Origin of the sequence: Methylomagnum ishizawai, from assembly GCF_019670005.1 — a bacterium.
GTDB classification, from domain to species: Bacteria; Pseudomonadota; Gammaproteobacteria; order Methylococcales; family Methylococcaceae; genus Methylomagnum; species Methylomagnum ishizawai.
The window spans coordinates 2,820,637-2,837,354 of sequence record NZ_AP019783.1; the positions used below are offsets into that span (position 1 = coordinate 2,820,637).

A 16,718-nucleotide genomic window follows, 5' to 3' on the forward strand; every position below is an offset into this window, starting at 1 on the left:
CTCCACCCCCGCCGCAGGGACGCGGCCCCTCCCCCACCCACATCAGGGCCCGGCCCCCGACTTGGGCCCGCCGGAATCGCCGCTTCCAGCCTGGACGCCCTCGTGCTTGTGCGTACCGAAGGCGATGTTGTTGATAATGACATCCTCGTCCACCGTCAGCGTCTTGGTGATATGCACATCGGCGGCGATGGTCAGGGTATCGCCCAGCGTCATCGTGGCCGTGCCGTCCGGGTTCACCACAAGGTCGAAGGCGGGCGTCCGGACCCGGAAGTAGGTCGGCGCGGACGAGGCCGGGACGTGCCAGTTCTTGTCGAAGCCCTGGCCCTGGAAATCCCGGAATTCGGTGGACCCGCCCACCAGCACCTTGATTCCCGCCGGGTGCTCCCACTGGTAGTTGCCCTGGGCATCCACGGCGCTGAACAGGCCGGACGCATGGCGCTGGACCCGCAGGTTCTTTTCCTTGAAGGCCATCTGCGAGACCGGCGGGAACCGGAAGCCCAGGCAATGGGGCATCCCGTGTTGGTCGGTGGCGATGAGCGCCACCCGTTCCCGCTGGCCGAGCGGGGCCGTGGCGGGGTCTTGGCCATGGCCCAGCACGGGGGCGGGCAGATCGACGGTGCCACCGTCGGACGCGGCGTCCAGGCTGTAGATGGGCACCCCGATCAGGCGGCGGCCATCGCGCAGCGACACGCAGTCGATGGACGGGCCTTCGGGGTGGACGGCGATGACGCGGGCGTATTCGAGGTTCATGCGGCGGCGCGGACGAATAGGAGGGGAATCGACTTGATCATCTTGGGTTTCCCGGCATGGCCGAGCACCTTGTCCTTGAACCCGGCGAAGGACAGCGTGGTCACGGGGCCGAGGAAGCGCGGGTCGTCGTAGTGGGCCAGATAGGCGGCGACGGCGCTTTCCTTGTCGGGGAAGCCGATCATGCACTTATCCTCGTCCCAATCCTTCCAGTGCCCGGCCTTGCGCTGGTGGACGATATAGACGCTCTCGGCGTCCTCGTCCGGGCCGACGTAGACATCGACATGATCGCCGTCCGGGGCCACGCCGAGGCTTCCCCGGATATACCCATAGTCGTGCTTCATCTTGATCGACCACCCGTGGCCGTCCGGGTCCGTGCCGCTGCGGGTGGAACCGGCGGGATTCTCAATGCTGATGTCCAGGCCACGGAACCGGCGGTGGCCTTTTTTGTAGTTCCCGGCCTGGATTTGGGCTTGGGTGGGTTGGGCTTTGTGCAGGTTCATGTATTCCTGAATGGCTTTTGGGGTGGGTTCGCCGTTTTCATCGACAGGTTTGGATATGGAATCCGGGTTGACAGCGGCGATGGATTGGGCCAGACTCCTAATCGCCCCAGGCTTATGAGCGGCGTGCGGCTCTGCCTTCTCCGATGAAGATGCGGCGGCGATTTTGAACGCGGTCTGGGGTTTTCTTAAAACGACCTCGTGCACATACATACGCTGCATGTTGGCATCCTTCCGCACCTCGATATACAGCTTGTAAACCTCGCCCCCTATTTTCACTGGAGCGCCAATCAAGTACGCATCCGGCGATGCCTCGTTTTTTTTCTCAAGTTTTCCGAGTACCCGCCCTTGCCTTATCCCATCGGGGACAAGATAAAATCCCTGCGCCTTAATGGCTTTAAGGCCATGTCCAATGGATGCGGTAGCGGAACGATGGTCGATAATGATTCGACCTAACTGTGGGTTATTCACCGCATTACCATGGCGAACATGCCAATCATCCGCAACCCATTTAGCGAGGTCGCGAACTTGATGGAATTTTGGAACCTCATCGCCATGCATCTCCGCGACCGGCTCGCCGTTTAAAAACTTATTCACGGCGGCCTTTTCCCAATCCCCGAACCAAGCCTTGAACTCGGGCGTCCGAACGAGATGCCATTGCGCCTCGTTCAGGTTGGACGGTTTTCCATTCGGGGCCAACCGTGGATGAGGCGACGGATGGCTGTCGCCACCACCACCGCCGCCGCCGCCATGCCGCTCATGCGGCGACCAATACCCGCCACTCTGGCGGTAATATCCGCGCACATGGGTTTTGAGGAATAAAACGGGTATCGCCATCGATTCCCCCGGATGTAGGGATCGATCGGGGAAAGGCATTTTCATGGCCTGGATTCCTTATTATTTCCGCTTCGCTTCAACAGGTTATCGAGATAAGCCGCGAACTGTGGGTCGTCGCTGGGCTTGGCGTCCGGCAACTTGAGCCAAGTGCCGCGGCAATGGGGGTGCATGACGCCAGAAGCAAGCCACCAAAGTTCGTCCGGTTCCCGTGCTATCAGCACACCACCCACCCGCTTGCGGGGCGAGGCCGAGCGCCCGATGTTGGTTTTTCCGGCCCATATCATGGTCTCGCCGTCCAGCGGAACGGTATCGGGCGATACCACCTTCATGATTCGACCATCCACGCGGCGGCAGGCGCTACAAGCCCCCCGGTACATCTCCACCCGTTTGAGCCGGGCACCGGGCGGGAATCCCGCAACCATGCCCTGGTTCTGCATCTCCGCCGTTTCGGTCACGGCGATCCGCCGCCAATCCCGGTTCCACTGCCCGAATTGGTCCAGCAGTTCCCCCCGCAGGTCGTCCGTCTTGTTGCCCAGGCTGACCGCCTCCTGGTGCCCGATCAGCGCCTTGCGGATGGCGCTCCGCATGTTGTTGGTCAACTGGACGATGTTTTCCGCCGCCCTGGCCCGGCCATAGTCCAGCACGGCCCGCTGGACCTTCGTGGCTTCCAACTGTCGGGCCTGCCGCACCGCGTCGGCATCGAGGAGGCGTTGTGCTTGCCGTTCGGTGATGTTCGCCATATTGGCCTGGACCCGCCCCATGAGCGTGGCCCGCGTCGCCAGCCAGTCGGCCTCGGCCACGAGGTGATCGTGCGGCAGGTAGCGCTGGAACAGGTAGTCCACCACCAGCATCCAGTCATCAAGAGCGAAGCGCCGGGGCGGCAGGGTTTCGAGGTAGAGCTTGGCGATGGATAGTTCGGCTTGGCTCCAGCGCCCCATCATGTCGGGCCGTTCGGCCGGGGCGCGGGCGCCGGGCCGATGCGGCTCGAACTTGAGCCAGCGGTCGAGTTCGGCCTGTAGCCCGGCGATTTGCATCAGGCCGCGCCGGGTGAAGCGCTCGATGAGATCGCGCAGGAACGGCGAGTGGTGCGGCTCCCAGATATCGCCGCCGGGCGGCTCGTCCGAGATGGCCTTGTAGATGTGCTCGAGCGCCGCGTCGGTCTGCGCGGGCGTGAGCGTGGAAATGTCGAGCAGGGTGGCGCTGTCGGGCTGGATCATGCCCGACAGGATAGGGTCACGACCGGGACGGGGCGTCTTTGTCGTTGCGGGCCTTATCGGCCTGGGCCAGGATTTTCTGAATCTCGGCGGCACGCCGGTCGAAGGCTTCCTTCTCGGACCCCTTCAACTCCCGTGGCTCCCTAATATCGTAATAGTCGAACCGCTCGGGATGCTCCCGCATCATTTGCTCGAAAACCGGATTGTTTTCCATCGTATAACCTCCATAGGATCGGGATTGATTTTGCCATAACCGAACCGGAACCACCAGATTCACCGCCGGACTCCGATATGAGTATAGGTTGTTCGCCGGGCTTCACGTTGTTATCCCGGAAGGACCATGCGTCCGCGAGTTTGCGGACCTCGTCGAAACTGGCTTCATTCGTGGTATTGGACAGTACCACTTCCGGCGGGACCAGCCTTTGCGTCTCACCAAGGAACCGCGCCACCGCCCGCTTGGCGGCTTCCTGGCGGGGCAGGTGCATGTAGTGGGCCTCGACCCGGAACCCCGCCTTTTTGAAGTTCCGCGCCTTTTCGATGGAGCTCTTGGCAGTTTTCATGGTAGCGTCCAGCACCACATTCACCCCCGCTTTGCGGGCTTGTTCCAGTAGAGTTTCCAAAATATCACTGCTTTCCTCGTGGACTTGCCCGGCGTTCCACCCCTCGTACTCGGGCAGCATCCCCTTGATTTCATCGGCATCGAGGACGATGGCCTTGTTTGGATCGTAAATCTGCCCCTTGAACCATGACTTCCCAGACCCGCCACGCCCACCCAGCATGGTGAATGTGGGCTTCTGCCCAGGTTCTGGCCGACAGGCGATGATTTTTTCCGGGCTAAGGAAATGGTCATAGATGTGTTCGTGCAGCTTTTGCCGTTGCTCGCTGTAAACCCCATCCTTGCGGCGGTAACGGTCGATGGTTTGCTCGGAACGCGCCAGCCGGTCTTGCGCATCCCTGATCTTATCCGCCGTGTCGGGCGGGAAAGAGGATAACACGCTATCGACGGTGACCCCGGCGTCGTCGTGGCCCTTGGCCCATTCGGCGGCCCGGAACTTTTCGGGAGGCACCGGCTTACGGTCGCCACGCGGCGGTTTCTTGCCACCACCGCCGCCACCACCAGCCTTGAATCCCTTCACGTCGGCCCACGCCACCTTGTGGACGCCGCCCCGTTCGTCGTGGACCGTGGCCCCGCGCTCGTCGACGGAATGCACCCGGCCCGACATGCCCCCTTCGCCGAAATGCAGGGCATCGCCCGGTTCGACGTTGTGCATGCCGTAACCACGCCCGGAACCTTGCGGTTCCCCGGCCTTCTTCTGCCGCTTGTCGTCGTGTTCCCGGACATAAGTGCCGTCCTGGCGGGTGTAGCCCTTGATGTGGGATTTCAGGAATAGGAGCGGGATTGCTTTTCTCATGGTGCTATTGCCCTTGGTTCTCTTGTTTTCAGGTTCATCCTCCGCGCGCCGCACGAACACCCGCCGCCCACGCTTATCCTCGGCCAGGAAGCCATCCTCGCCCCGGTCCACGACACTGAGCGCGTGTTCCGCCCGGGATTTGTAGCCGTGGACATCGCCCCACGGCACCCGGCGCTTGCCATGGGCGTGCCGGAGCACGCAGCCATCGGCCCCGGCGGCCAGCACCTTGCCGGGCATGACGCCGTGCTTGGGATGGCGGAAGTAGAGTTCGTCGCCGGGGATGGCGGCGGGGATGGTTTGCGCCGTCTTCATGCCTCGATCCGATAGACTGTCATGCCAAAACTCTTGCCCATGGGCGCGCCCGGCGGTTGTTGGGCACCACCCTCGCCGCCTTCCTCGTCGCCCGCCACGGGCCGCCTGGGCGGCTGTTTGCCACCGTCCGCGCCCTCGTCCGGCTCGCCCTCCCCATCCTCATCGAACCCTTCCCCGAAGTCCTGGGAGTCCTGCTGCTGCCGGACTTGCTGCATCTGCACATACAGCCCTATCAGATTGGGATTCACCGGGGCCGCGCCCATCGCCGGGTCGGGGTGCTTATCCTGGCCGTCCTGCGCCCGCATCTCGTCCACGGTCAGGTAGAGCTTCTGCCGCTCCTGCTTGGCCTGCCGGTCCTCCTCGTCCAGGCCGGTCCAGCGGAACACATACTTCTCATCGAAGGTCGGCAGGATGAAATCGGAAAAGGTGTCCTCGTAGAACCGCAGGAGCGGGATCAGCCCTTTGTCCCGGCTGTTGGCCAGTTTTTCCCCGGTATCGTTGCCGTTGCCGATACCACCAGTGCGGGAGCTGAACGACTCGAAGTTGATTTCGTCCGGCGACATGCCGAAGATCGCGCACGATATGGCCGTGAGGAAGGTCATCCATTTCGAGAAGTACATCTCGTTGAAATCGGCATTCAGCGGCGTATAGGTCGCGCCGGATTCCTTATCCTTGGCGGCCAGCACTGGCAGGGTCCATTTCTGGTTGATCCCCTTGACCATGGCGTTCCAGTAGGTTTTGAACGCCAGCATGTCCTGCTTATCGAAATCCCCGTAGATTTGCAGCAATCCCTTCGGAATCGCGTTGTCCGTGAACCCGGTGATATTGAGGTTCATCGCGTTCAAGAACCCCGTCACCACCCGGACCAACAAATCCACCTCCGACAGGCCGTAGCCGCCCGAAGCCACGTTCGACACCGGATTCCGGGCCTGATAGATCAGGTCGTCGCGGGTGTAGGCGCAGCGGATGCGGGATTGGATGACTTGGAGGGCGAAGATTTCGTCGTGGCCCTGGTAGCCCGCCTCCGTGCAGAGCCGGATGGTGGCCCCGTCGATGGCGTAGAACCCATCCATGCCGAGGCGGGCATCGCGCTTCATCTCGGTTTCGATGGGCGCGGAATCCAGGGTCAGGCTATCCCGGACGCTGACCGCCATGAAATCGCCCAGCGATGTGCGCCCCATGCGCTGGCGGGCGCGGGGATCGAACTCCCAGCCGCAGTTCGCTATGAACCGGGATAGGAGCCCGATGTTCTGCTTTTCGGTGCCGGTGAGCTTGTGGTCCTTGTCGCGGTGGCGGATGGCGAAGCCCGGCCCCTCCCCGCTGTCGTTCTGGCGGGCGAAGCGGCGGACGTGGTTCAACCGGGTTTGGATGATGAGGCTGATCGGGGGCTGGGCGGCCATGGCCCGCAGGGTGTCGAAGCCGAGTTGCGAGGGCCGGTCGTAATACTCGCCCTGGATGCCGATTTGCCAGTCGTCGAGGCGGACGGACTTCATCCGCACGCCCTGGGCGTTCTCGCTCGGGAACGGCACGCGGACGGGGGCGGCGGCTTTCAGCAATTCTTGCCGGACCGCCTGTTCGCGCAGGTAGTCCACCAGGATTTGCATGCTGTCGGGGCTGGAAAGCCCTTTGGCGAGGTCGCCGACGGTGGGCGCGTAGGTTCGATGGAGTTCGCCGAGGGCGTCCCGCCGCTCGCCGGGCGGGGCGCGGTCGTCGAAGGCTACGGATTGGGGGGGGTCGGGTGGGCGCGTCATGCGCCCAGTGTCATGTCACGACCTGGCGGGCGGGGCCGCGTCCTTGCGGTGGGAATCCCTCAGTGGAACAACCGCTCCTGGACATCGGCTCTCGGATGCTTCTACGGTCTACCGGGGGTCGTCGCGCATCCGTGCGCTCCTTCTCGGATAAAAATAAACAAAAGGGCGCGGAATGCGCCCTGGGTTTTGTCCCCGATTTATGGCACGGGCAAGCCCTTGATTTATCGGGCTGGCTTGGCTGTGTCAAAATTCTTGATTTTTGGCGCTAGTTTTCCCATCGGCTTTAATTTTGATCGGATGTATTTCACGAATCTTTTCTGTATCTTCTGTATCAATTTCTATTTTCTCTGTATCTTCTGTATCAATTTCTATTTTCTGTGGGACTATAGCTTCAGGAATTGGTGCGATTTTTGGTAATTTGTTGTTTCCTTTTTCTTTATGCTCAATTATTGATTTTATGTTATTATGATTTGTTTTGCTTATATCAATCAATTGGTTATATAGCAACGATCTTAATTCTCGCGATTCTTCCGTTTCATTTTTTGGTAACTTATTAATCTTGTCTATTATATCATCGTATATTTTTTGACTTTCTTCTAATTTTCTCTCTATACGAATTATCGTGAATCCACGGGAGCCAATAATTCCAACAATCATTCCAAGCGCAGTTAACGCTGTGGATATTGGAATTAGCGCAAACCCTGGTATGAATGTGCTTGCTATTATTCCAATAATTGTCCCAATTATTCCTCCAGCAGTGCCAATTAAAGTTTGAGAATCTTTTTTAGATAGATTTTCGGATGTACCAGATAACCCCCTTAAAAATTCATTTGTATTATTTGATACTTTCTTTAACTGATTTGTTGCTTCAGCGTATTTGTTTATCACTACTATGTACCGGTAGAGATGTTTTAGTAGCTATAAGTATTAAGTATCTTTTTTGCGTGTTCTATGCTTCCTTCCTGTTGATGAATTAAGAACTTTATCTCGTCTCTTCTTGTCCATGCATTGTGAATGCCATTAATTATTTTTGATACGCCAGCTATAATGAATATTATTATTGATCCAGAAAGTTCTCGCAGCTCTCCTCTAATTATAAAATCAAAACCATTAAATATTAGCGTTGAAAACAAAATAATACAGATAGATACTAGTAATAATAAAATTGCTACATATATGTATATGTTTATTCTATCTGTTTTTTCCATTGCCAATAAGTCGCGAAGCTGAATTGTATTTAAAGATAGCTGATGAATTAGCTCTTGCCGATCAGCCTCTTGATCTAGATATTCTTCGTTTCTCATATTGTTCCTCTCGTTAATTGGTAATAGACAAGAGATTTCTATTCATTCTCTTATGTATATGAGTAGGGTGTTCATGGGGCAAACAGAAGGTTATACGTACGGAAGGAGTTTTTTCGTCCAATGTTAGGTTGGCACAGCTTCCACGACGTATCAGACTTCGCATGGATACTAACGATAGCACGGTTCCAGCACTTATTCTCCGTCTTTTATACCGATAACGGGCGTTATGTCAAATTACCTGGGCACGGTGCAATCCTACACCCGTCCAACGATGCCGACAACCGCCGTCCATCGGATAACGCACTCAAAACACCACCACCGTCACCGAATCCAGCGCCGGAGCCTCGCCCCGGCCTCCAGACTAAACAGCCCGCTCGGGGCAGGCTGGGTATTTGACGTGAGTCGCGTCCCTGCGGCGGGGGTTGGTCAGCAGGCTTGGTTCCCGGCCTCTATTCTGTTGATCATCTTCCCCATCCTGGCTATGCAATGGATGGCGGCGAAGGGGAGGAGGTCGGGGGCGACGTGCTTGTCGAGGAAGCGCGTGATTTCATCCTCGTTGGCCGTATCGACCACCACCGCGCCCTCGCCGACCACCTCGACGTGAACGACGCGCCCGCCCTCGACCGTCACCAGCAAGCGGGTGTTGGGTAGCAGGAACGCAATTTCCGTTTGGACTGGGTGGGTGTGAGTGGACTTCACTTCCGCCGCGAGCCGGTCCAGCACATCAAGAACCCATTTGCGAAATTCTTTGGCGATCCTGGTGCGGGCGAACATCGCCAACAGGTGGCAGCCACGAAGGGAGAAGATGCGGACTTCGGTTTCGAGGTTTCCCGACAACGTCAATTTGACGTTCCCGACCATCGCGTCGGTGAATTCATCCCGGTTCCGCTCATAAATCTTGTTGAGCGCGTCCGGGCGGGCATAGCCAAGCGCCGTAGCGACTTGTGACCCACGAAGCCAAGGCTGGCCGGTGCGGTCAATGACATCGAATTGAGTTTCGTGAAAAGACAACGCGAGTGCGTTCATGGTGGGACTCCTATGTGCTTTGTCTAAAAGCACGCCCAAATAGGCGCGACTGTGGAGCTTAGACACCTGCATAGGACAGGCTCCCGGTATTGGATATTTCCGGGAACACCACAGCCGCAAAAACTCGCGGCCACGGCAAACGGCGGGCAATAAAAAACGCCAGGGCTTTCGGGTGGCGTTTCCGCCTATGGGAGTGTCTAGCTCCAAATAACAGCCTAGCCCCGAACCGGCCCGGCGTCAATGCCCAGCCGAATCGCCTCCTCCCGCTCCAACCCCAACCGCTCCGCAATCCGCCCATGGTCGTACCCGATGCGGCGCAAGCTCCGCACCTGGGCGGCGATCTGGACGTGGACGGGGGTTTCGGGCGTGGGGTCCACGGGAATCCCCGTAGCCCCCTTGGAGATTGGTTTGGGCCGGGCCAAGCCGGATTCGGACGGGGGACGGTATCTTGGGCGGTTATGGCTCATGCTTGCTCCTCCGGTGCATTATTCATCTCTCACAAAAAAACCACAGCCCCGGTCCCGCGCCCGGACCTGGAATCCCCGCCAGCCACACGCCGCGCTTTCCTGCGTCTTGTCGGTGTAGTGCCCGCAACGCCCGCAGAGATCGCCCGCCGGAAGGTCCAGGTGGCCCAACATGGCCTGGACGGTCGGTGGCAGGGTATTCGACATCGCGTCCATGGCCTCCCGGACTTGGCCCTTCGGTTGCTCGCCCATCGGTTCCGCCTCCGGCAGGATGAACATGCCGGTCCCGTGGCTCCTGGCCCAGGCCACGTCGCAGAGCATGTTGGCGTAGCTGAAATGGGGGTCGATGCCGACCTTCTTGACTACCCGCCGGTACTTGTTCGTTTCCCCGTCCTTCTCGGCCACCAAGGCGGTCTTGGTGAAATGGTGGAACGCCCGCGGCAATACCGCCACGGTCTGGCGGATACCCTTCTCGACCACTTCTTGAACCAAGCCTTGCGGGTCCGGGAACAGGCATAGCGGGGTCTTGGCCGTCAACCGCGCCATGGAAACCTGCATGCACTTGTACTGGTCCATCCGCAGGGTATAGCGGTCGCGCTCCGATTCGTCCGTACGCCGGTCGGACGAATCCAGGCCGGCCGCATCACCCCAGGCGATCATCCCTTCCGCGATCTGCCCGAACGAATCGCAGATGAACACCCGGCGCGGCCAGCGGTTGGCGAAGCGCTTGGCGTCGTTGTAGTTCGGGTTGATCTCGGCCACGGCCACGGCCACGCCGTAGGCTTCCATCAACTCGTCGCAGCGGGCGAACGGGTCGGCGGAATAGATCTCCTCGACATGGACCACCGCTTGGCGGCCGTCGGGCATCCGCTCCTTGACGACCACCACATTGAAGTTGCCCATCTGGTCGATCCCCATGAAGGTGTCCCGCGCCCGCGCCTTCCAGGCCACCCCCGCGGCGCGGCCCGCCTCGACGCACCGCTCCAGGTGCTCCAGCGTGACCGGCACTTGGCTCGGGTCCAGGTAGGGCTTCCCCAATTTGCGGTTGAAGAAGTTCTTCAGGTCCGTCGCCGTGTTGTAGGCGAACATGATGTCGCCCGGCGAAATCGTGGGGCTCAGGAATTGCGGGAAATGGATGGAGCGGATCCGGAGCGCCCTGTCCGCCCTCGGCACCGACAAATCGACCGGCGGATCGGCCAGGGGATTTTCCGCGATCCACTCGCCACGTTGGCTGTCCGCGATGACCGTCCCGCAGGCTGGGTTGCCGCACACGTAGCGCCATGCGTCCAAGGCTTCCACCCACCGGATGCAGGCCGGGAAATAATCATCCAGCGGCCTGGCCGTGCCGCAGCGCGGGCATTCGGTGTGGAACCTGTGTTGCGATCCGCGCTTATACCAATGGTGGATATCGGCATCCGGCCAGTTCGCCGTGGAACCCATCAGCACGAAACGCACTTCGGAGGCGGACAGGCGCTCCAGGGTCTTTTCCATTTGCTCCAAGGTCATTTCCTGCACCTCGTCGAAGGCCAGGACATCCATGGGGATGGATTCCGTGGTGGCCTTGCCCGAGGTCCACGAGAACACGAACATGGCCTCGCCGATGCGGCGGGTGTAGACGTTGCCTTCGCCGGTTTTGCGCCCGGAACCGTCCAGGGCGTCCATCGTCATCAGCTTGTGGACGCCGGGGGCCGAGCGCACCAGGGGCATGAACCGCTCGGACGACTTCAGGCCGGCCAGCTTCATGTCGGGCAGGAACAGGCCCACCGTGGCCGGGCCGAAGCGCAGCCCGAGGTAGATCGTCGCCAGCATCTCCATGACCGTGAACCCGACCTGGGCGCATTTCATCAGGACCAGGACCAGCCGGTAGGCCTCGTCTTCGGCGCTGGGAACCTGGTCGTAGATCCAGGCCATCGCGGGGCGGTCGTCCAGCCGGAAGGGGTGGCCGTCCACCTTCAAGCCCTGGGCGGCGAGGTCTTCGCACCATTGGCGGAAGGTCGTGCCTTCGGGGATGGGTTTGGCGAGGTCCGCGCCCTCGATCCTCGCCCGCCTGCGCCGCCTCAGTTCCAATTCGGCCTGGGCGCGGACGGAAAGCGGAATCCTCATGCCGGGGCTTTGCCCTTGGCCAGGGCCGCGAGTTGTTCGTCGGTCATCGCGCCCAGGTCCATCGGGGCATCCAAGCCGCGAATCCGGCGGATATTCTCAATCGCGGTCTTACTGGCTTCGGCAGCGGCTTTATAGGTTTTGAATCCCTTGGCCTTCGGCAAATCCTCCTCGATCTTTTCCAGGATTAAGCGATTCACCCGGACACCCCGTTCCATATCCTCCACATCGGCTTGGACTTCGCGATCCACTTCGCACGCGACCCTTTGCGAAGTTTCTTGCGAAGCCTCCTGCGAACCAGCGGCAAGCTGCGCATTAACCCGTTCCCGCTTGAGCGAGGCCGGATTCCTCACCCATCCATGTTTTTTAGCCCGCTGACGGATAGCGGCTTCGGTAATATCAAAGTCCCCGGCAATCGCCCGCAGCGGGCGCACCCCCGCCCTAAACTGGACCTCCACCGAATCCCATTCAACGTCCTTAGCCACGATCAACCCTTACCATCCGCCGCCCCCACGAACTCCCTGAGTTCATCATTCCAAGCCCCATACCGCCGCACCACCGAGGTGAATTCTTCGACGCTATGCCCGGTAAGCTTCCAGATGGGCCGCCCGGTCTCGTCGTCATACCGGGGTTCCCCATCTCCATCGGTCGCATGGATGCAATGGCTCAACTCGTGGAACATCAGGATTTCTCTGTGCCGGTCATCCGCCGCCGTCCAATATTCCCCGTCCAAAATGACGAGGAAATCCGGCAAGCCATCGAACATGCGCTCTACCATCCACAGGAACACCTTATTGAGCTTGCCCTGGACACGGGGAATATGGACGGTCCCTAATATTCTGCGGTCGAACTCAATCAACGGATCGGCCCGCAGCAGGAAAGCCATGTGCGGCTCGCCTTCCTTCAAATGGGCATGCTCGGGGTATTCCAAGCAGCGGCGATACCAATTCCCCGGATGGTCCTGGCCGGGTTCGAGGATGATGAAGGGGGAATCCATCATTGAAGCGCGATCCCATCATTCATCGTCGGGCTCTCCAACATACCTGGTCACAACCCCCTTCCTCTCCACCACCATATCCGCCTCCTCGACCGGCACCACGATCACCTCGTTCGGGTTCTGCGGCGTCCGCTCCGGATTCCGCACGCAGCGCAACCCCGCGTTCTTGCCCGTCGCCGTCTTCGCGCCACACCAGCACAGGTTCCGGGGCTCGCCCACCGCCTTGGCCCCGCACTCGGCACACCTGGCCTGTCCCCCGCCATTCGGACCGGGACGCCACAGGAGCCGCCCGGAGCAGATCCGGCAGGCGTGCTCCACCAGGAACCACCCTGCGTCCTCGTGGTTGATCCTGCGCGGCTTGGCCGGGCTCAACATGCGGCGGCGAACAAATCCGGTTCGAACGATTGGACTGGATGGGCGGGAACCCAACAGAACGCCACCTTGCGCGGCTCCTTGTGCATGACCACCCGCACCGCTTCGAGGGAAGTCGCCGCGGCGATGCCGTGCCGGACCACGACGCCGCCCTCGACCACGATGCCGAGGCTCAAGCCGCTGTGGACCCGGAGCAGCTTGCTCTTGACCGCCTCCCGGTCCAGGGACCAGAAGATATCCAACGGGTGGGGTGGATGGCCGCGCCCGTCACGGCCCTTGGCGATCTCGTACTGGCGGTTGACGCAGGACTGGCAGTAGAGCCCATGAACAAACCGGGCCACGGCGGGACCATCGCAACGCACGCACACCCGGCGGTGGTATTCGGGATTGTCGCACGCCTGCCCGGCGTGGGCCGCGCCGATGGGGCAGTTCCGGCAGGACAGATACGAGGCGGCGGTTTCACCACCCTTTGTCGCGGCGGCCCAGCGTTTGGCGCAGGATTCCACCGACCAGAATCCCGCCAGCCGGTCGCAGCGGAAATAATCGCCGGACAGGCCAGGGGGCGTGCTGTAGTTGACCGATGGATGGCGCGGCATCAGGCGTTGAGCGAATCCAACAGGGTTTTGGAAGGCTTGAACTTCACCTTGCGGCTGGCGGGCACGGTAATCACCGCACCCGTGCTGGGATTGCGGCCTTGCCGCTCCGGCTTGTCCTCGACCTTGAGTTTACCCAGGAACGGCACTTCTCCATCCTGCTGTAGGCCGGTTTCAATGGCCCGTTCCAAATCTTCCAAGGCCACTTTGGCCTTGGCTTTGGATAGGCCGGATTCCGCCGCAAAGGCGGCGATGAGTTCAGCCCTGGTCATGCGGCGGCCTGCTGCGGCTTGAATTCCGGCAACAGGAAATCCTCGGGGCTATGACCGGCTTCGATTTTTTTCCGCAGCCAAGTCGGCTGCACACCCCGACCGGACCATACATCGCCCGTGGCCGGATCACGGTATTTCGCCGGCACCTTACCACCCCGGCCAGCCTTCATGGGGACGACGTTGGATTCGGAAATGGTGACGGTGACGCCGATACTGGCGGCCAATTCCTTGATCTTCGCGATGGTGCCTGCGCGAGCTTCGCGCCGCTTGGCTTCCAGCGCCTTTTTGGCCTCGGCGATGGTCGTTTCCAATTCTTCTTCGCTCTTACCTTTCAACTCTTCGGACATAACGTTTACTCGCTCGGGTTCGTAAAATTAAAAATAGTACACCGGCCTAGCCGATATGCAATCCAGACAAACCCATTTTAAGAAAGTTCCGTGGGGCAATACAAGAATGGTTGCAAATCTTTTTTCAGGTAGAGCGGATGGCCGGGTTGACCGTTGCCGGTAATCTTGAGGCACTTGGTAACGATGCCCTTTGATGCCAGCATCGACATAATGGCCGCGCCACGGCCTTGGTGTGTGCCATCATTTCATCGGCCCACCATCGCCAACTCCGCTTCGTTTCCGTTCATGGCCTTGCCTTGCGTGATTTATCGAAAAACCTCGCGACGATGCCTATCGCGCGGCCATCCCGGACCATTTCCCCGGTGGCCCGCAATACCACCCAGCCGCCCAGCGCCGCCTCGTTGTATTTTTCGACATCGTTGGCGAAACCCTTGGCGCGGGTATGCCTCCCCCTGGAATGAATGCCCCCTTCTATTTCCAGGATCAGGCGGTATTCGGGCCAAGCGAAATCGGCCCGCCAATTCCTACCGACACAAAACTCCCATTCGCGCACCGGAACCGGCAATTTGAGCGTCAAACACTGGCTTTCAAAAAGCCGTTCCAATGGGCTCGTTGGCATGGTTCATGAATCGTTAATAGCGCCAATATTATATCGCTATGCCCGCTTCGTTTTGCAAGATTCCAGCGCTAAATCCTTCTCGCCGTCGGTGATGCGCCACTGGGGTAGCGTAAGGCTTCGCATAACGGCGGAATGGACCTTATAAGCGGCCCTGGCGGCGCTCTCGAAACCATGGGTGGAAGCGAATACGCCCAAAGGTATCCGGGTGATGCCATCGGTCAGGACAAGATGGAACACGGCGAGGCGGGACGCGCAATCCACGGCGCGTCTAATCATCCTGTATCCCCTGCGCTTTTCGGGTTTATCCTTCCCCTTAAATTGATCCCTGTCTATGCCTTCCTGGATGATCCGCCTGAAATCGATTAGCTTATTGAAATTCAATTGGGAAATATAAATGCCCCTCATATTCAAATCGTCATCGACGATTTGTTTGATATTTTGGTTTTGCCCATATATTTCCATCGCCTTGGCTAAATTCATGATCCCACCCTTTCTATTGCGCTGAATCCAGGACTTCCATGAACGATCCGATCACCAGCGCCCCCGCCTGGGGCACTATGGCGTTTCCGTAGCCCCGCAAGAGCGCCGCCCGGCCTTCGGTTTTTTCCCCTGTAAGCGGGAAGCCGCCCTCAGCCCGCATTCCGTCCATGCCTCCGGGTAGCCCATCAGCCACGCCGCAAAATACGGATTCAAGCGGTACCGGACGGGCTTTTCCGTCCCGGCAGGGGATAAAGAGGGACCGGGACCAAAAACCAGGAGCGCCTCTCCCGGCAATTTCAGCCACAGCGCCCGCATCCCCCCCGGCCCCGGCGGGCCGTAGCAGTGCGTCGAACCCCGCCCATCGTTCACCAGGGGCGTCGCCCACCCCACCAGCATCGCCGCATCCGCCGGCAACGCCCCGCCCGCCTGGTTCGGCCCACCGTTCGTCCCGTCCGTCGCCCTGGGTGTGTTCCAGGGCGCCGCCACGAACTTCACCGCGTGTTCCAGGCTCGCCGTGTGCTTCTTGCCGTCCGCCGTCCGGCCCGTGGCGTCCATCTTGTCCGGCGATACCGAACGGCCCCCGCTGGGCGTGTTCGGCGTGGGCCAGCCCGATAGCACCGCCCGGTCCTCCAGGTTCACCTGGTGGCCCGCCTCCATCCGCGCCATCACCTTCCCAGGGTCCGCATAACAGCCGCCCCGCCGGTGGGCATCCGGGCAGCGCCAGCCGCACAACAGCAAGACCACCTCGTTCAGGGGCCGGGCATTCTGGCCGTGCAGATGGCTTTCCCCGGATCGCCAGTCCCGCGCCGCGGGTGTCGGCCAAGGGCCGGCACCCAGTTCCACCCCGTCGGTGGGCCACGAAGAAAAGTCGCTGACGGATATGCCACGCGCCGACGCACGCAGCAGGGAGACCGACCGCCCCGAAGGCGTAGCCTTCTCCTTCCAGGTCGTCTTGAACAAGATCGAGCCAGCCGTGGCCGATGGCGGCATCGACTTGTTCGCCGATAACCGCCGCCGGACGGCATCGACGAATAAGTTCGAAAAAGACGGGCCAGAGGTGGCGCTCGTCGGCGAACCCCTTGCGCTTTCCGGCGACGGAGAATCCCTGGCAGGGTGGGCTTCCGGTCCAAACAGGTCGAGTTGCCGGCCATCCGGCGATTTGCAACGCCCTGGGCCATCCCCCGATTCCCGCGAAGAAATGGCATTGGACAAATCTCCCCAAATCCTGGGCCTCGACTTCGACGATGCTGCGCTCATCCACCACCCCGTCCGGTATCAATTCGGCCTTTATCAATTCCCGGAGCCATTCGGCGGCTTCGGGATTGAATTCGTTGTAGTAATTCATGGTTTTCCCCCACGCCAACCGCTCCG

Annotated in this window: 20 protein-coding genes; all 20 read right to left on the minus strand. The window is 60.2% G+C overall.

What is annotated here, in order from left to right:
• Nucleotides 1-42: 42 nt before the first annotated feature.
• A complete protein-coding gene (locus K5658_RS12770) occupies nt 43-750 on the minus strand; it encodes a hypothetical protein (protein ID WP_221063515.1) in 708 nt (235 codons plus the stop codon).
• Entirely contained in the window at nt 747-2,129 is a 1,383-nt protein-coding gene (locus K5658_RS12775; protein ID WP_221063516.1) for a hypothetical protein, read from the minus strand. The genes K5658_RS12770 and K5658_RS12775 overlap by 4 nt, the downstream gene beginning before the upstream one ends.
• Complete coding sequence (locus tag K5658_RS12780; RefSeq protein ID WP_221063517.1) at nt 2,126-3,301, minus strand: hypothetical protein; 1,176 nt, start codon at nt 3,299-3,301, stop codon at nt 2,126-2,128. Before K5658_RS12780 ends, K5658_RS12775 begins: the two co-directional genes overlap by 4 nt.
• A 16-nt stretch (nt 3,302-3,317) precedes the next feature.
• Nucleotides 3,318-3,512, minus strand: coding sequence for a hypothetical protein (locus K5658_RS12785; RefSeq protein ID WP_221063518.1), 195 nt, complete (start codon nt 3,510-3,512; stop codon nt 3,318-3,320).
• Entirely contained in the window at nt 3,442-5,022 is a 1,581-nt protein-coding gene (locus K5658_RS12790) for a zeta toxin family protein (RefSeq protein ID WP_221063519.1), read from the minus strand. The genes K5658_RS12785 and K5658_RS12790 overlap by 71 nt, the downstream gene beginning before the upstream one ends.
• The gene (locus K5658_RS12795; protein ID WP_221063520.1) at nt 5,019-6,773 is read right to left on the minus strand and encodes a phage portal protein; all 1,755 of its coding nucleotides are present in this window, start codon (nt 6,771-6,773) and stop codon (nt 5,019-5,021) included. The genes K5658_RS12790 and K5658_RS12795 overlap by 4 nt, the downstream gene beginning before the upstream one ends.
• A 243-nt stretch (nt 6,774-7,016) precedes the next feature.
• A complete protein-coding gene (locus K5658_RS12800; RefSeq protein WP_221063521.1) occupies nt 7,017-7,661 on the minus strand; it encodes a hypothetical protein in 645 nt (214 codons plus the stop codon).
• A gap of 23 nt (nt 7,662-7,684) precedes the next feature.
• Nucleotides 7,685-8,077 carry a hypothetical protein gene (locus K5658_RS12805; RefSeq protein ID WP_221063522.1) on the minus strand — a complete coding sequence of 131 codons (393 nt, stop codon included), beginning with the start codon at nt 8,075-8,077 and terminating at the stop codon, nt 7,685-7,687.
• 426 nt (nt 8,078-8,503) lie between these two features.
• Complete coding sequence (locus K5658_RS12810; protein ID WP_221063523.1) at nt 8,504-9,103, minus strand: BRO-N domain-containing protein; 600 nt, start codon at nt 9,101-9,103, stop codon at nt 8,504-8,506.
• Nucleotides 9,104-9,318: 215 nt separating this feature from the next.
• Nucleotides 9,319-9,570, minus strand: coding sequence for a hypothetical protein (locus K5658_RS12815; RefSeq protein WP_221063524.1), 252 nt, complete (start codon nt 9,568-9,570; stop codon nt 9,319-9,321).
• Between the two features lie 18 nt (nt 9,571-9,588).
• Entirely contained in the window at nt 9,589-11,670 is a 2,082-nt protein-coding gene (locus K5658_RS12820) for a phage terminase large subunit family protein (RefSeq protein ID WP_221063525.1), read from the minus strand.
• Nucleotides 11,667-12,158: a hypothetical protein gene (locus K5658_RS12825; RefSeq protein ID WP_221063526.1), complete on the minus strand. Its 492-nt coding sequence runs from the start codon at nt 12,156-12,158 to the stop codon at nt 11,667-11,669. Before K5658_RS12825 ends, K5658_RS12820 begins: the two co-directional genes overlap by 4 nt.
• On the minus strand, nt 12,155-12,667 hold the full coding sequence (locus tag K5658_RS12830) for a putative metallopeptidase (RefSeq protein WP_221063527.1): 513 nt from the start codon (nt 12,665-12,667) through the stop codon (nt 12,155-12,157). Before K5658_RS12830 ends, K5658_RS12825 begins: the two co-directional genes overlap by 4 nt.
• A 15-nt stretch (nt 12,668-12,682) precedes the next feature.
• The gene (locus K5658_RS12835) at nt 12,683-13,039 is read right to left on the minus strand and encodes a hypothetical protein (RefSeq protein ID WP_221063528.1); all 357 of its coding nucleotides are present in this window, start codon (nt 13,037-13,039) and stop codon (nt 12,683-12,685) included.
• Entirely contained in the window at nt 13,033-13,632 is a 600-nt protein-coding gene (locus K5658_RS12840; protein WP_221063529.1) for a hypothetical protein, read from the minus strand. Before K5658_RS12840 ends, K5658_RS12835 begins: the two co-directional genes overlap by 7 nt.
• The gene (locus tag K5658_RS12845) at nt 13,632-13,901 is read right to left on the minus strand and encodes an HU family DNA-binding protein (RefSeq protein ID WP_221063530.1); all 270 of its coding nucleotides are present in this window, start codon (nt 13,899-13,901) and stop codon (nt 13,632-13,634) included. Before K5658_RS12845 ends, K5658_RS12840 begins: the two co-directional genes overlap by 1 nt.
• Nucleotides 13,898-14,248 (minus strand): H-NS histone family protein, encoded by a 351-nt coding sequence (locus K5658_RS12850; RefSeq protein ID WP_221063531.1) that lies wholly within the window; start codon nt 14,246-14,248, stop codon nt 13,898-13,900. The genes K5658_RS12845 and K5658_RS12850 overlap by 4 nt, the downstream gene beginning before the upstream one ends.
• 283 nt (nt 14,249-14,531) lie before the next feature.
• Nucleotides 14,532-14,867, minus strand: coding sequence for a PDDEXK family nuclease (locus tag K5658_RS12855; RefSeq protein ID WP_221063532.1), 336 nt, complete (start codon nt 14,865-14,867; stop codon nt 14,532-14,534).
• 36 nt (nt 14,868-14,903) lie between these two features.
• Nucleotides 14,904-15,347, minus strand: a complete 444-nt coding sequence (locus tag K5658_RS12860; RefSeq protein WP_221063533.1) for a hypothetical protein — start codon at nt 15,345-15,347, stop codon at nt 14,904-14,906.
• A 13-nt stretch (nt 15,348-15,360) separates the two neighbouring features.
• A complete protein-coding gene (locus K5658_RS12865) occupies nt 15,361-16,692 on the minus strand; it encodes a DNA cytosine methyltransferase (protein ID WP_221063534.1) in 1,332 nt (443 codons plus the stop codon).
• Nucleotides 16,693-16,718 lie beyond the last annotated feature (26 nt).

Bases quoted from the DNA above. Each gene is read 5' to 3' on its own strand.
- K5658_RS12770 (WP_221063515.1), bottom strand. From the start codon at position 750: ATGAACCTCGAATACGCCCGCGTCATCGCCGTCCACCCCGAAGGCCCG.
- K5658_RS12775 (WP_221063516.1), bottom strand. From the start codon at position 2,129: ATGAAAATGCCTTTCCCCGATCGATCCCTACATCCGGGGGAATCGATG.
- K5658_RS12780 (WP_221063517.1), bottom strand. From the start codon at position 3,301: ATGATCCAGCCCGACAGCGCCACCCTGCTCGACATTTCCACGCTCACG.
- K5658_RS12785 (WP_221063518.1), bottom strand. From the start codon at position 3,512: ATGGAAAACAATCCGGTTTTCGAGCAAATGATGCGGGAGCATCCCGAG.
- K5658_RS12790 (WP_221063519.1), bottom strand. From the start codon at position 5,022: ATGAAGACGGCGCAAACCATCCCCGCCGCCATCCCCGGCGACGAACTC.
- K5658_RS12795 (WP_221063520.1), bottom strand. From the start codon at position 6,773: ATGACGCGCCCACCCGACCCCCCCCAATCCGTAGCCTTCGACGACCGC.
- K5658_RS12805 (WP_221063522.1), bottom strand. From the start codon at position 8,077: ATGAGAAACGAAGAATATCTAGATCAAGAGGCTGATCGGCAAGAGCTA.
- K5658_RS12810 (WP_221063523.1), bottom strand. From the start codon at position 9,103: ATGAACGCACTCGCGTTGTCTTTTCACGAAACTCAATTCGATGTCATT.
- K5658_RS12815 (WP_221063524.1), bottom strand. From the start codon at position 9,570: ATGAGCCATAACCGCCCAAGATACCGTCCCCCGTCCGAATCCGGCTTG.
- K5658_RS12820 (WP_221063525.1), bottom strand. From the start codon at position 11,670: ATGAGGATTCCGCTTTCCGTCCGCGCCCAGGCCGAATTGGAACTGAGG.
- K5658_RS12830 (WP_221063527.1), bottom strand. From the start codon at position 12,667: ATGATGGATTCCCCCTTCATCATCCTCGAACCCGGCCAGGACCATCCG.
- K5658_RS12835 (WP_221063528.1), bottom strand. From the start codon at position 13,039: ATGTTGAGCCCGGCCAAGCCGCGCAGGATCAACCACGAGGACGCAGGG.
- K5658_RS12840 (WP_221063529.1), bottom strand. From the start codon at position 13,632: ATGCCGCGCCATCCATCGGTCAACTACAGCACGCCCCCTGGCCTGTCC.
- K5658_RS12845 (WP_221063530.1), bottom strand. From the start codon at position 13,901: ATGACCAGGGCTGAACTCATCGCCGCCTTTGCGGCGGAATCCGGCCTA.
- K5658_RS12850 (WP_221063531.1), bottom strand. From the start codon at position 14,248: ATGTCCGAAGAGTTGAAAGGTAAGAGCGAAGAAGAATTGGAAACGACC.
- K5658_RS12855 (WP_221063532.1), bottom strand. From the start codon at position 14,867: ATGCCAACGAGCCCATTGGAACGGCTTTTTGAAAGCCAGTGTTTGACG.
- K5658_RS12860 (WP_221063533.1), bottom strand. From the start codon at position 15,347: ATGAATTTAGCCAAGGCGATGGAAATATATGGGCAAAACCAAAATATC.
- K5658_RS12865 (WP_221063534.1), bottom strand. From the start codon at position 16,692: ATGAATTACTACAACGAATTCAATCCCGAAGCCGCCGAATGGCTCCGG.